At 67.5% G+C, this 13,358-nt stretch carries 14 protein-coding genes; 5 read left to right on the top strand and 9 right to left on the bottom strand.

Annotated elements, in window-relative coordinates; all coding sequences use genetic code 11:
- The first annotated feature begins 239 nt into the window (after positions 1 to 239).
- Positions 240 to 677: a hypothetical protein gene (locus VNN10_10620; protein ID HXH22475.1), complete on the top strand. Its 438-nt coding sequence runs from the start codon at positions 240 to 242 to the stop codon at positions 675 to 677.
- Between the two features lie 226 nt (positions 678 to 903).
- Here VNN10_10620 and VNN10_10615 read toward each other — a convergent pair whose 3' ends face one another.
- Together VNN10_10615 and VNN10_10610 are read right to left on the bottom strand one after the other, a co-directional pair.
- Positions 904 to 1,368: a hypothetical protein gene (locus VNN10_10615; GenBank protein HXH22474.1), complete on the bottom strand. Its 465-nt coding sequence runs from the start codon at positions 1,366 to 1,368 to the stop codon at positions 904 to 906.
- Between the two features lie 208 nt (positions 1,369 to 1,576).
- On the bottom strand, positions 1,577 to 2,344 hold the full coding sequence (locus tag VNN10_10610) for an enoyl-CoA hydratase-related protein (protein HXH22473.1): 768 nt from the start codon (positions 2,342 to 2,344) through the stop codon (positions 1,577 to 1,579).
- 130 nt (positions 2,345 to 2,474) lie between these two features.
- Here VNN10_10610 and VNN10_10605 point away from each other — a divergent pair, with 130 nt between their 5' ends.
- Complete coding sequence (locus VNN10_10605; GenBank protein HXH22472.1) at positions 2,475 to 3,218, top strand: YceI family protein; 744 nt, start codon at positions 2,475 to 2,477, stop codon at positions 3,216 to 3,218.
- Between the two features lie 70 nt (positions 3,219 to 3,288).
- On the opposite strand, the gene VNN10_10600 is transcribed toward VNN10_10605, so the two are convergent.
- Positions 3,289 to 4,431, bottom strand: a complete 1,143-nt coding sequence (locus VNN10_10600) for a hypothetical protein (GenBank protein HXH22471.1) — start codon at positions 4,429 to 4,431, stop codon at positions 3,289 to 3,291.
- 165 nt (positions 4,432 to 4,596) lie between these two features.
- Between VNN10_10600 and VNN10_10595 the strand changes: the two genes are divergently transcribed.
- Together VNN10_10595 and VNN10_10590 are read left to right on the top strand one after the other, a co-directional pair.
- Positions 4,597 to 5,091 (top strand): CvpA family protein, encoded by a 495-nt coding sequence (locus VNN10_10595; protein HXH22470.1) that lies wholly within the window; start codon positions 4,597 to 4,599, stop codon positions 5,089 to 5,091.
- Positions 5,092 to 5,145: 54 nt separating this feature from the next.
- The gene (locus VNN10_10590) at positions 5,146 to 5,436 is read left to right on the top strand and encodes a putative quinol monooxygenase (GenBank protein HXH22469.1); all 291 of its coding nucleotides are present in this window, start codon (positions 5,146 to 5,148) and stop codon (positions 5,434 to 5,436) included.
- A gap of 59 nt (positions 5,437 to 5,495) precedes the next feature.
- Here the strand turns inward: VNN10_10590 and VNN10_10585 are convergent, their stop codons facing one another.
- From VNN10_10585 to VNN10_10560, 6 genes are all read right to left on the bottom strand, one after another.
- Positions 5,496 to 6,470 carry an MBL fold metallo-hydrolase gene (locus VNN10_10585; protein ID HXH22468.1) on the bottom strand — a complete coding sequence of 325 codons (975 nt, stop codon included), beginning with the start codon at positions 6,468 to 6,470 and terminating at the stop codon, positions 5,496 to 5,498.
- A 113-nt stretch (positions 6,471 to 6,583) separates the two neighbouring features.
- Positions 6,584 to 7,213, bottom strand: a complete 630-nt coding sequence (locus VNN10_10580; protein ID HXH22467.1) for a hypothetical protein — start codon at positions 7,211 to 7,213, stop codon at positions 6,584 to 6,586.
- Positions 7,214 to 7,235: 22 nt separating this feature from the next.
- Positions 7,236 to 8,570, bottom strand: a complete 1,335-nt coding sequence (locus VNN10_10575) for a CoA transferase (GenBank protein HXH22466.1) — start codon at positions 8,568 to 8,570, stop codon at positions 7,236 to 7,238.
- Positions 8,567 to 9,757: a CoA transferase gene (locus tag VNN10_10570; protein ID HXH22465.1), complete on the bottom strand. Its 1,191-nt coding sequence runs from the start codon at positions 9,755 to 9,757 to the stop codon at positions 8,567 to 8,569. Before VNN10_10570 ends, VNN10_10575 begins: the two co-directional genes overlap by 4 nt.
- 137 nt (positions 9,758 to 9,894) lie before the next feature.
- Positions 9,895 to 11,541: a hypothetical protein gene (locus VNN10_10565; GenBank protein HXH22464.1), complete on the bottom strand. Its 1,647-nt coding sequence runs from the start codon at positions 11,539 to 11,541 to the stop codon at positions 9,895 to 9,897.
- Positions 11,542 to 11,795: 254 nt separating this feature from the next.
- Entirely contained in the window at positions 11,796 to 12,326 is a 531-nt protein-coding gene (locus VNN10_10560) for a hypothetical protein (GenBank protein HXH22463.1), read from the bottom strand.
- Between the two features lie 165 nt (positions 12,327 to 12,491).
- On the opposite strand from VNN10_10560, the gene VNN10_10555 reads away from it, so the two are divergent.
- On the top strand, positions 12,492 to 13,358 hold an 867-nt coding region (locus VNN10_10555; protein HXH22462.1), incomplete at its 3' end, for an LLM class F420-dependent oxidoreductase.

The following is a 13,358-nucleotide window of genomic DNA, read 5'->3' as shown; positions in this document are numbered from 1 at the left end:
ATAGGGACGCCACCCCGCCAACTCCTTAAGACTAGGGCCTTCGGCCCCCCAACCCGAGAGCTTGAGGACAGAAGCAACGTAAATCTGGTAGCCATTCCCCGCCCCTCCCGGGTGTATAGGATGTCCTGGTCCCCGCACACGGCGCCCTTGACTGCCCGCACGGGGCCGCTTAGCCTGAGCAGGCGATTAGATGCAGGCCGCGCTGCCGGTGAGGCGGAGGAGCGGCGGGGAGTAAACAGATGCCGGCATTCCCTTCGGTCGAGTGGTTCGACGCCATCCGGGATATCTTCAACAAGGACGAGCGCTACCGTCACTTCGGCACCGTGGACGCCAGGATCGGCGTCCGCGTTGGCGACAAGGCCTATGAGTTGGTCTTCGAGGCCTTCGAGTGCGTCTCGGCGCGCGAGATCAGCGTCAGTCAGCTGGACGAGTGCGACTTCTACCTGGAGCAGGAGCCCGAGAAGTGGCGCGAGATGCTCGAGAACATCAAGGCTAACGGCAAGGCCGACATCACACATACCCTGAACACGATCGACCTGAACATGCCCCAGGGCCTCGCCCGCGGCAACGACGGCTACAAGGTCGACCTTTTCTACCGCTACAACCAGAGCCTCCAGGACTTCTTCGACGCCTCGGCCCGCATCGACACCACCTTCGCGAGCCCGGTAACGGCGTAGCAGGCCAAGCGGTAGCTCAGCCAGCCGGTGGCGCCGGAGGCTTCCCGCCGCCCTTTCCTCCCGCGCCCTGGGCCGGGAGTGTCGCCTGCATCAGAGTCCTCTTGTCGACAGGGCAGCCTCACCCCGGGGACAAGAGGCAGTGGCGGCGTTGCTCCGGGAAGTCAGACGCCGCTACGCCGGGCGCTCGATCTCGGCGTAGGATGCCTGCTCGCTCACCGGCGGTCCGCTAGCGGACCGGCCTGCGGCTGCCTTCGGCCCGCAGGGGACGGGGCGCGCCGGCGGGCGCGCGTGCCGGCCTGGTCACCAGGCGCGCAGTCCATCGGCCCAGGGACTCGAGTCCGGCCACGAGTGGCGCTACATCCAGCACGAAGTCCCAGGCCGGCAAGCGGTAACGCGCGGCCGCGCCGGCGAGCCACACGAGCGCGAGCGTGACGCCGAAGCCGACCAGGAGGTAGGCCTCGAGCGCGATCAGTGACGCGAATTCGACGACCGTGGCCTCCTGGGGCACGGCCATGGTCTCGAAGCGGCGGAACGACGACGTAAAGACGGCGCTGAAGTCGTACAACACACCGGCTAGGCCGGTCCTGCCGGCCGCCGTCAGCTGCACGCCGAGCCTGAAGGCTACGGCCCCGGCCGCGAAGGCAAAGCCGAAGGCGCTGAGGAAGGCCAGGGCCCGCAGGACGCCGAGCATGTCCCCACGTACACGTAGCGTCAGACTCCTGGGGCGCGCGACCAGGACAGGGGCAGAGGTTCCGCGAGTTCGGGCTGCTATCAATTGCGGCCTCCATGTAAGGGCAGATAGGTGGGCTGACACCTACGCTAGGGCCGCACGTCTGCGGGGCGAATCACCGCCCCTACCTGAGGGCGTAACGATTACGTGTAATGCCGGGGACGCCCGCTCAGGCGCCCTTCCAGCGGGGTGCTCGCTTCTCACGGAAGGCCGCGCGGCCTTCCTGGGCGTCCTCGGTGGCGCCGGCGACGCGGCGCATGGTCTCGCCGAAGCGGATGGCCTGCACGAAGGGCATCTCCTGGCCGCGCGCCGCGACCTCCTTGGTGGCCCTTATCGCCAGCGGCGCGGGCTTCAGGAGTCTCTCCGCGAGCGCGCGGGCTTCACTCATGAGGCTGGCATGAGGCACCACCTTCCAGACCAGCCCCATCTCCTTCGCGCGCTCGGCGCTAACGCGGTCGCCCAGGAGCAGCAGCTCCATCGCGTTCTGCCAGCCGACTCGCTTCGGCATCCGGATCGCGCCCTGTATCGTCGGGACGCCGACCTGCACCTCGGGGAAGCCGAACTCGGCCTGCTCGCTCGCGATCACGAAGTCGCAGGCCGCCACCAGCGTCAGCGCGAAGCCGAGGCAGTAGCCATTCACCGCGGCGATGACCGGCTTCCAGATCTCGAGGCCGCTTTCCAGTGAGGTCATGCTCGGCACCTCCCAGAAGGTGCCGCTAGAGGCGCCGCCGGGGCTGCGGAGGTCCGCGCCCACGCTGAAGGCGCGACCCGCGCCGGTGACGATGGCGACGTAAGCCTCTTCGTCCTCTCGAAACCTCACCCAGGCTTCATTGAGGTCCTGCCTCAACTCGGCGTTGATGGCGTTCAGCACCTCCGGGCGGTTGTAGGTGATGGTGGCGATGCGGCCATCGCGCTCGTAGAGGACGGTGCCTGGCATGGGCGAACTCCTTTTCATGTTTCGTAGTGGCTAACTGTTCGGGCTGGTTTAACATTCTCCTAACGGACTCGAAGCGCACGCCGCCTATCATACGCAGGATCCAGAATTCCTCTTTTCGGGAGCGAGAGCAGTGACAAGGAAGCGTCTTCTCTTGTTCGGCGCCGTGGCCGTGTTCGCCGTCATCGCCGCGATCGCCACGGCCGTCGCGGTCCAGCTTCTCCGCAGCGACGAGGTCGACCTCGAGACTGAGGCGCCGGCTATCCCCACGCAGCCGGTGGCGCGCTCGGGCACAGCCGAACCGACGGCGACGGGTGGGACGGTGGCGCCTCCGGGAGTCTTCCGCTTCGTGGTCGACCCCGCCGGCTCCAAGGTCACATACGTGGTCCGCGAGAAGCTGGCGACGCTCCCGGTGGAGAGCAACGCTGTCGGGACGACGACGTCGATTTCGGGGGAAATCTGGCTCACGCGCGAAGGACTGTACAAGGACCAGAAGTCAAGTTTCCAGGTTGACCTGCGCACTCTCACCAGCGACGAGTCCCGACGCGACAACTTCATCCGCCAGAACACCCTCCAGGCGAACCGCTTCCCGTTCGCCGAATTCGTGATCGAGAGCATCAGCGGCTGGCCCGCGAATTATGTCGACGGTACCGAGGTGTCGCTGCAGCTGAGCGGCAGCATGACGATCAAGGGCGTGACGAAACCGCTGACCTGGCAGGTCAAGGCCCGGCGCCAGGGCGACACCATCACGGCCATCGCCGACACGGAATTCAAGATGACGGACTTCGGCATCACGCCGCCGAACGTCCAGATCGCCGTGGCGCAGGACGGGGTGCAACTGCAAGTGGTGCTGCTCGCGCGGACTCCCGCCAGCTAGAGTCACGCCCGGTGGCGCTGCGGGCCGGGAGGCGGGCAAGCCTCCTGTCCGGCGCACTTCGAGGGCACTCCTAGCCCACCAGCCCATCAACCAGCTCCCTGAAGGCGAGACCGAAGCGGGCGACGCGCTCCGCGTCGACCGCGACCTCGGGGATATCGCGGGGGCTGTGGAAGTAGGGGTGGCCGCCCGCAAGAGCGAGAAACCGCCTGTCGAACACCTCCCGCGCCTCGCCACCCGGGCGTTGGTCGACGGGCGCAAGCGTGACCGGTCCGAGGCCCTGGCGCTCCAGGGCCTCGGACATGCTCTTACGCAATGTCTCGTCGCGCGAGAACACGCGCCATGCCGGCTGGTTCCGGGCGCCGATCGAGGCGCCGAGCTGCACCCAGGTGTGCACGCGCTCGCGCAGGTCCGGATTCGCCTTCAGGTGCTCCAGCATGCCGTAGTAGTTGATCTCGTGGCCGCTGGTGAAGAGGAAGAGGACCTCGCGCCTGCGTGAGGCCGACCGCGCCAGGTGGGCTGCGAGGGCGAGCGTGATCGCCAGGCCGCCTCCGCGTTCAGCAGCGCAGGTGAACCAACCCGACTTGGGCGTAGTGATCATGATCGGCGCCTCAGTGCCGTTGGCGGGGAGGCGTCCGACTACGTTCGTCGCCGTACCCCGCGAGCGCGTGAAGTCAAGCACAACCGAGACTTCCGCGCCGGACGCGAGGGCCTGCTCGATCGGACCCGCGTCCTTGAGGGCGACCTGGATTACCGGCAGTTCGTGCGGGTGGTCGATCGCCTCCGCGTTGCGGAGGAGGACGTTGCCTTCGGGGTCGCCGGACACGGCAATGACTGCCGCCGGCCGGCCCTCGGCCGGGGCGTCCAGCAGGGCAGCCAGCTCCTGCGGGCCCCTTACGACCGCAATGCGTCCGGCAAGGTCGCCGCCCGCTCCGGCGACGACGGGCCCGCGTACGCCGCCGGGAGGCGTAGCGCCGCCGTCGTGCAGGGGAGTACCTTGTACCAATGCGCCTTCGGCCTCGACATATGCCGCGCGCGTCTCCACGTAGGGGAACGTGAACTCGGACAGGCCCGGTTCCACCCCGAACTGCTCCAGCCAGCCGAGGAGCCAGTCGCTGCAGCGGTCGTCTGCCGGCCAACCCGTGCGGTGAATGCCAAAGGACGCGTACTCCTCGATTAGCGTCTGCAGGGCCTCAGGCTGGAAGTAGTCCTTCATTTCTCCTCCTTGCAGGGCCGTGCGGCGAGTCTACAGCAGCGGCGACTTTCGATGGATGTGCTAAACTCCGCGTGCCCTTGGCGGGGGAGGCTCGGCTGTGTCCGTCCACTTCAGGGCGCCAACAGCCGATATACATATCGTGCGCTCAGCCTCAAGGGGGACACCTTGAATTGGGTTGATGCGGTAATCCTCGCCACCCTCGCCTGGTTTGGCTACGCTGCCTTCAACGCCGGGCTGATCCGTGAAGTCATCACGATCCTGGGTGCGATCTTTGCCGTCGTCCTGGCCGGGCTCTTCTACAAGGAACTGGCGAAGGACGTTGACGTAGCGGTCAAGGACCTCGAGACCTCGCGCATCATAGCCTTTGCGGTCATCTTCGGGGCAACGGTGCTCGCCAGCCAGTTGATCGCCATGTTCCTGCGCCAGGCTGCGACCCTGTTGTTCCTCGGGATTTTCGACTCCCTGGGCGGAGCGGTCTTCGGCCTCTTGAAGGCCTTCGTGTTCATCGAGATCGCCCTGATCTTCGCCGTGACCTTCGAGAGCCTGAACCTGGTCGACGACGTCAAGGGGTCGACGCTTGCGCCCTTCTTCCTGGACGTCCTGCCCGTCCTGACACGGGTCCTGCCGGACGAATTCGAGATCGCGGTCGAAGAGTTCTAGGCTGCTGCCAGCGCTTCGGCTAGACTCGCCTTCGAATCCAGGCAGGAGGCTTACGTGATCACGGTTACCGCAAAGCTGCACGTTAGCGAGGGCAAGGCCGATGACTTCGTCGCCGCGGCGAAGAAGATGGTCGCCGCCGTAAAGGCGAACGAGGCCGGTAGGACCCTTTCGTACGACCTGTACAGGTCCAAGTCCGACCCCAACACTTTCCTGTTCATCGAGTCCTACGCCGATGACGAAGCCCTCGCCGCGCACAGGACGACGCCGCACATGGCCGACTTTGCCGCCTCGTTGCAGGGCCTCCTCGCCGCGCGCACCGAGATCGAGCGTTTCGAGCCGGTCTAGGGAGGGCCCTGAGGCGGCATGCGCCGCCGGCGCGTCCGGTCGCCCGGCCGGCCCGGGACCTAGGCCAACTCGTACTTCGGCGGGACCTCCCACTGCTCCGTCGGGGGGTTTTCCTGGAGGAACAGGGCGCGCCGGCGGGCCTGCTCCTTGTACTCCTCCGCCTTCTTGATCACTTCCAGGCGCTCGTGTTCTTCCTCTTCCGCCTTCTTGATCTCTTCCTCGCTGCGCTGCTTTGGGACGCCTTCGTATGACTTGATGCGCCCCTCTTTCTCGAGTTTGCGCAAATGCGTGCGGACGTTGCCGTCGGCGGCGCGGCGCAGGCGCTGGTCGATGTCCGTGTAGATCTTCAGCATGATGTCCCAGCTCGTCATCTCGCCGCCCTCTTTGAGGACTTCGATTATCTGGCGCTCGCGCTCGTTACGGTGCTGGATGTACTCGTCGATGTACTCGCGGGGGTTCTGGATCAGCGGTCCGTGTCCGGGGCAAATGACCTTCAGGTTCGGCAGGCCGCGGATGCGCTCCAGGCTCGCCATGTAATCGAACAGGTCGCCGACGGTGGTAGGCGTAGACCCGAGCATGGTGTCGCCGGAAAAGAGCACGCCCTCGTCCTCCAGGTAGTAGCAGACGGAATCGACACTGTGGCCAGGCGTGTGCAGCACCATCACCCGCACGCCGCCCCCGACATCGATCACCTGGCCGTCACGCATGATGTGCACTCCGTCCTCGGGAAGGCGGCCCTGGAGGAGCGGCTCGCCTTTCTCCTGGACGTAGATCTCGGCCTTGAACTGGTCGCGCAGCCACTTCAGGTTCGCGCTGTGGTCTCCGTGATGGTGTGTAATGCCGGAGAGAGCGACCTCCGCCTTCTCTGTGGCCGCAAGGTACCCCTTGAGCATCCAGCGGTAGCGCTCCTGGTCTTCGCCAGAGTCGATAGTGAGGACCTGACCCTTCCCGACCAGATAGATGGTTGTGTAGACGGGGTGCATGGGATTGTCGTCGGGGACCTGGACAGCGCGGACGTTGGGGCTTACCTGCATGGGGGCTCGATTCTAGGCGGGTGCGCTGCCATTGTATCGCCGGCCCGGCAGCGGTTCATTCACGGCCGTTGCCAGATGCAGCCGCCGGGAAGCGGGGACTGCAGTCCTCCGCCTCAGGAGCGATCCACTGTGCAGATGCGCCAGGCCTGGGCGACGAGGCGGCGGCCGAAGGGGGCGCCGGGGCAGTAATTCTCCACCCTGCGCCCGCCCATGACCCCGTAAAAGCGGGTGAAGACGTCGCGGCCAGCGGCGGAGCCCGGCTCGCGCAGGGACACGGCCTCGAACTCGGCGAAAGCCTCGATCTCGCCCGCGGATGGCGCGAAGGGCTGGCCGATGGTCGGGCAGGTCCAGAGGATGGTATCGAGCACGGCCTGCACGGACTCGATGCCGGGGAGAACCAGCATTTGCCGCCGCGCGTCGATGCCGCGCTCTCCGGCATAGCGGTTGAGGACGCGCTGGCTGGCCTCGCGCCAGACTTCGGTACGCAGCGTGTCCTCTCCCCGAGCCGCGTGCGCAGCCGCGAGGGCCTCGTATTCGGCCTGCACGATGCTGTCTTCGAACAGCTCCGGAAGCAGGTCCACGGTGGCGAAGAGGTCCTGGGAGAATCCCGGCTCGAACTTCGAGATTACGATGGTGGTCTCGTTCTCGCGCACCACTCGGCGGTACTCGGTGAGGCCAAGCTCATCCTGCAGCCAGGCCCGGAGTGCGGCGTCCGTGACTCGCCGAAGGGACGCGGCGCTCACCTTGACCTGTCCTCTCGGGAGGTCATTCCTCCTCCGCCCCTGGCGGCGGGCCGCTTCCCGTGACGCCATCGGCTACGAGGCGCTCGTACTCATCGCGCGGCATGCCCAGGAGGGTGGAGAGCACCTGCCAGGAGTGCTGGCCGAGTGTGGGCGCCGGCAGCGTGGCCGCCCCGGGCGCGCGAGCGAAGCGGACGGGCACGCCAACGTATTCCAGGCGCCCGGTCTCGGGGTGGTCTAGCTCGACGATGAAGCCGCGTGCGCGCAACTGCTCGTTTCGGCGGACACCCTCCGCGTTGAGCACCTTGCCAGCGGCGACTTTTGCCTCGACCAGCCGGCGCTCGAATTCGTCCGCCTCGAGGGTCGAGGCCACGGCCTCGACCTCGGCGTCCAGGGCTCTTTCGTTGGCCTTGCGTGCCCGGTTGTCGGCGAAGCGTGGGTCCGTGGCCCAGTCTGGGCGCCCCAGCGCCGCGCAGAAGCGCTGCCACTCGGGTTCTCCCCGGACGGCGACGGCGACCCATTGGCCGTCGCGGCAGCGGTACATGTTGTGAGGAGCCAGGGAGAGGTGTCGGTTGCCCATGCGGCCGCGGACGACGCCCTTGGTCGCGTACTCCATGAGGGCATCGGCGATGAAGGTCATGTTCGCTTCCTGCATCGAGAGGTCGATGTACTGCCCATCGCCAGTGCGGTCGCGGTGGCGCAGCGCGAGCAAGGCAGCGGCGGCGCCGTAGTAGCCGGCTACGGGGTCAGGGTACATCTGGCCGGAGTTCTGCGGCGGACCGTCCTCATAACCGAGCAGCCAGGACATGCCGGACATGGGCTCGATCGTGCCGCCGATGCCGGGGATGTTCGCGTAAGGCCCCGTGGCGCCATAAGCGGAGAGGCTGATCAGGATGACGTCCGGCTTGATCTTGCGTAGCGATTCGTAGTCGAGACCGAAGTTGGGCATGACGCGCGGGCTGAAGTTCTCCGCAATGACGTCTGAGAAGGGCACCAGGCGCTTGAAGATTTCGAGGCCGCGCGGGTCGGCGAGGTTCAGGGTGAGGCAGTACTTGTTGAGGTTGACGGAGTTGTAGAGCGCGTTCGTGTTCCAGCCGTGACGCGCGTTCGGACGATCGCGCAGGCCGGCGGGGACCTGCGCCCGGTAGCTGCCGCCGCGCCAGGAGTCGAGGCGCTGGCGCGTCTCGATCTGGACCACCTCCGCGCCCAGCAGGCCAAGGAGCTCCGTGCAAAACGTGCCGGCCCAGGCCTGGGTAAGGACGATGCAGCGCACGCCTGCCAGCGGGCCCTGGTGCGCGCCGGGCACCGGGTAGGGGCTGTCCGCGAGGGCAAGGGCGTCGGCGACCGCGTCCCGCGTCATGCGATGTCTCCCGCGTGCCGCAGCCCTTCGATGTCGTCCGCCGTCAACGCCAGCATTTCGGCCAGCACCTCGTCCGTGTGCTCACCCAGCCGCGGCGCCGGGCGGCGGTAGGAAGCAGGAGTGGCGCCCATCTTGAAGGGCGCGCCCGGCATCTCCACCCTGCCGATGCCCGGCTGCTCCACTTCCACGAAGAAGCCGCGGTCGCGCACGTGCGGGTTTTCATAGAGCTCCTTCGTGGTCAGCACCATTCCCGAGACCACGCGCAGCGTCGAGAGGCGCTCGAAGAGTTCATACTTGCCGCGCTGCGCGATCGCCGGCTCGACCTTTCGGGCCAGGTCGGCGCGGTTGGCCTGCCGGCTCCAGAAGTGCTCGTCGGTCGCGAGTTCGGAGAGGCCGAGCTCGTTCATCGCGTCGCGCCAGAAGTGGGCGCGGCTCAGGGTGAGCGAGAAGTAGCCATCGCGGCAAGGGACGGGGCCGGCCATGAAGTCGGTCACCCCGGGGGACATAGGCCGGTCGGCGGTTGCCCCGTGCTGGGCAGCCAGGAAGCGGGGGCCGAAGATCTCCGTCAGCGCCTCCAGCGTCGATACGTCGACATGGTCGCCCTCGCCGGTGCGGTCGCGGTGGATGAGGGCGGCGAGCGTGCCGAGGAACGCCGCGACGGCAGCCACGAAGGAGGCCTGGTGGCCGGAGCCCTTCAGCGGCGGGCCGCCGGCCCTGGCGTTGATGTCGGCCCAGCCGGAGAGCGCGAATGCGGTGATGTCCGCGCCCTCGCGGTCGCGCCAGGGCCCGGTCTGGCCGAAGGGCGTGATCGACGTGAGGATGATGCCCGGCCGGGCAGCATCCAGCAGGTCGTAACCCACCCGCCGTTCGTCCAGATAGCCGGGCGGGAAGCTCTCCACCACGATATCCGCCTGCCGGGCAAGGGCGCGGAACATCGCCTGGCCCTGGAGGGTGTCGAGGTTCAGGCAGATGCCGCGCTTGTTGGCATTGAGGAAGGCGAAGAAAGCGCTGCGGTCAGGCTCGTCCACGCCGTCGACGAGAGGGTCGAGGCGGCGGCCAGGGTCGCCTCCCAGTGGCTCGACCTTAATGACGTCCGCGCCGAAGTCCCCGAGGAGGCGGGCGCAGTAAGGTCCCGCGACCTCCGTGGACACGTCCAGAACGCGGATGTCAGAGAGGGCGCCGGCCATACGTGGGCGAAATTATGGCAGAGGCCCGTCCCATGTGTCCAAAAGAAGCTGTGCCGGTCCCGAGTGCTGCCGTGGCCACTCCGCGAAAGCACTGTGCGCGGGATGGGCCGCTGCCTTCAGCGTCGCGGGCTGCGGGTCTAGCGCGGCTGCTCCACCCTGTTGGAGCTGCTGTTGACGTCCGTGATGTCCACGTCCATGCGCATGCTGAAGTCGCGGTTGGACGCGTCCTTACCGGCCATCTCCAGCCGGATCCGGACCGGATACTCACCGGCTTCGGCTACCCATATCTCGAAGGAGAACCGGTCAAGCCGCGAGATCTCGCTGCTGTCGAGGAAGGGCCCGATGAAGCCGCTCAGGGCGTTGAACGTCTGGGCGTCTATGCCGCACTTGCGCGTGGCGACGCCGTTCACATTCTCGCGGCCGCCAACGCAGGTGAAGGGCGGCGCCACGTCGAGGAAGTTCTCGTCCCACAGCGAGGCGACTAGCGAGTAGTCCTCGAGGGAGCCGGACGACCCCGAAGGGCCGCTGAGGATGCCGCTGAAGCTCGTCCACTGCTGGCGGCCGATGGTCGTTTGCACGACGGTAAGGGCGCCAAGCTTGATCGTCTGCTGGCCGCGTTCCGGCTTTACGTACACGCCTTCCACCTCGAAAGACACCTGTTGGTTGGGCGAAGGCGTGCCCGTAAGGCCGCCGCCGAAGAAGGCCTGGAGTTCGGCGAGCGGCCCGCCGAAGCCGGAGATCTTCAGGCTGGACTTGAAGCTGTTGAGGTCAGCCAACCGGCCGAAGCGCGACGTGGCAGTACCTGAAGGCCGCGCCGTGCCAGTCGCCACGGCGGTCCCCGGGCGGGTGGTAGCCTGGGCCAGGGGGGAACGGGCAGGAGTATTCGTCCCAACGACGGCGGGAATGGCCGTCGGAGGGTTGGCGCTGGCAGCGGCGTCGAGACCGGAATCGAGCTTTCCGACCGCTGCCCTGGCGACGTCGGCCCCGTACTGGGCCGGGTCGCCGGAAAGCGTGACCACGGCAACGGTGTTGCCAAAGCGCCAGTAATAGACCTCGAGGCGCAGCTTGAGCTGCTCACTGCGGGAGCGAAACTCGAGCTCGTAAGCCAGCGCCGTGCCTCCGGACGGAGCCGAGGCATACGGCGAGACCTTCTTGACCGTCAGCGTCTCGCCGCTGCCAAGGCCCTCCTCGAAGAGCTCCTGAAGGCACTTCTGGAAGTCGGCGCTTTCGACGGCCTTCTTGAAGTTTTCGAAGATCGAACTGATGGACTTGGCGTCAGCGTAGACGCTGACCTCCGCCTCGACGTTCGTTGGCTCGGTGCGGCCGGCTGCGCGCTGGAAGGCGCGTTGCGCCGACCCCACGCGCTGGGGCCGGGAGCGCTCCACGGCCTGGAATGCGGGCGCGACCTTCGCACAGGCGGGGGAGTCCGGGAATTCGTCGGCAAAGAGCGAGTCATCGTCTTCGTCGACCTCGGTGAGGCGCCAGCCCGAGCCGGGGAGGTCGCCGACGCCAAACATCGCGGCCGCGGCCAGCTCGTCCGCCCTCGCGGGATTGAGGCCGGCACCCTCGGCGCCATCGCCGCCGAGGACCACGAAATAGACCAGAGCGGCGATGCCCAGGACGGCCGCGGCCGCGGCTGCCAGGGCGAACGGCGGGACGCCACCCAGCGCAGCACCGGGCGCGGGAGCGGTCCGCGCCGGCGGCGGGGAAGGCGCGGGCTGGTGGGACGGCGGTGGAGTCGTGGGCTCCGGTGGGACGGCAGTCGCGGGCGCCGCGGACGCCACTGGCTCAGCCGGCGCGGGCTCCGGTGGCGCAGGTGCGGCGGGCTCCGTTGGGGGCGTCTCCTGCGCCGCGGGAGGTACTGGTAGCCCGCATTCGGCACAGAACTTGTCGCCGGGTTGAAGCTCGGAGTTACATCTTGCGCAGCGCATGGCAGCCCTCTCGCGGCAGGGCTTGCCTCGCAGGTCTAGCCCTGGGCCGGCTAATTATCGGCCCGCTGCGATCAAGATGCCAGTGACTCCCGTGGGCTAAATGCGCGCTACTTCGGCTTGGGCCCTTTGCCTTTGCCCGGGCTGGAGGAGGGCGCCGCGGCAGCGGAGGGCTTATTGCCCGGGACGCCGTCCGCGTTCGGGTGAGCCTTTTCGGCGCGCTTGGCGCAGGCGGCTTGCGCGCCTTCGGGCAGCATGCTGCAGTCGGCCGTCCGCGCCGCCGTGCTCACAGCGACGCCACGTTCGGGACCGGGGTCCGTGGCCTCCTGGGCCTCGTGGACGGCGGTCCGCACGGCGCAGCCGTGCGTCGTCGCCTCTTCTTCACAGTCCTGCTGGCCAAGGCCCTGCAGGGCGGAGGCCGGGCGCTCGCTCTCGTCCTCTCGTCCGCGCTCGCGCGCCGCAGCTGCGACCTCGAGGCCTGGCGCGCCGGCGCCGGATGCGGCCGCTTCCGCCGCCTGCGAACCCGCTTCGGTGACGGAAGCCACCTGAGCGCCACGCGAGCCGTCGTGCTGCGCGAGCGCGCCCGCGACGCCGGCGCTGCCCGCGAAAAGGGCTACACCCACCAAGAGCCACCTAACCATGCTTCACCTCTTCCTTTCTCTCGTCTAGAGATTCGGCCGAGTTGCCGGAAACATGGCCAAACGAAGTCTACGCGGTTTGTCCGCCGCCTGCACGCCGGGGCGGAATATGTCCGAAGCGGCCGCCGAAGTGCCAGAATAGCGGACGCCAGGACACGGAGGGACGCAGTGCAGATCTTTCAGGGCCAGATAAGGTTCGGAATTCACTCAGGGCCGCAGAATACGACCTTTGCGGACTACCTGGACCTCTGGAGGAAGGCAGAGGACCTCGGCTTCGATTGGGCATCCGTGTTCGACCACTTCATGCCCATTCAGGCGGACCCGCGCGGCCCCTGCTTCGAGGGTCTGACCCTGCTCTCTGCTATGGCGGCGCACACAAGCCGGCTACGCTGCGGCATCCTCGTCGTCGGCAACACCTACCGGAACCCGGCGGTGCTCGCAAACATCGCCACGACCATCGACCACGTGTCCGGGGGGCGCCTCGAACTCGGCATCGGCGCCGGCTGGTATGAACTGGAGCACGACCAGTACGGCATCCCCTTCTACAGCACCGGGCGACGTATCCGCATCCTGGGCGAGGCCGCCCGCATCTTGAAGATGCTCTGGACGCAGGCCGAGACGACCTTCGAAGGCCGCTACTACACGCTCAGGGGCGCCTACTGCGAGCCGAAACCGGTACAGCAGGGCGGCATCCCGCTGTGGATCGGGGGCGCGGGAGAGCAGCTCACGCTGCGCATGGTCGCCCAGTCGGCGGACGGGTGGAACACGTTCTTTATCCCGATGGACGCTTACAGGCGCAAGCTCGATGCGCTGGCCGCCCACTGCCAGGAGACGGGACGCGACCCGCAGGACATCCGCAAGTCGCTGGTCCTCGGGGCCATCGTCGGCGAGACAGAAGCGGAGGTCGAGGATGCGGTGCGGCGCGCGGGCGGTGACAGGGAGGCGCTGCGGCGCGGCGCCGTAGTTGGGACGCCTGAGCAGTGCGCCGAGCAGGTGCTGGAGTACGTGCGGGCCGGGGTGGGGGACTTCATATTG

This window comes from Dehalococcoidia bacterium, from assembly GCA_035574915.1.
In the GTDB taxonomy this organism is placed as follows: domain Bacteria; phylum Chloroflexota; class Dehalococcoidia; order DSTF01; family WHTK01; genus DATLYJ01.
This window is presented reverse-complemented; position numbering and strand designations above follow the sequence as displayed.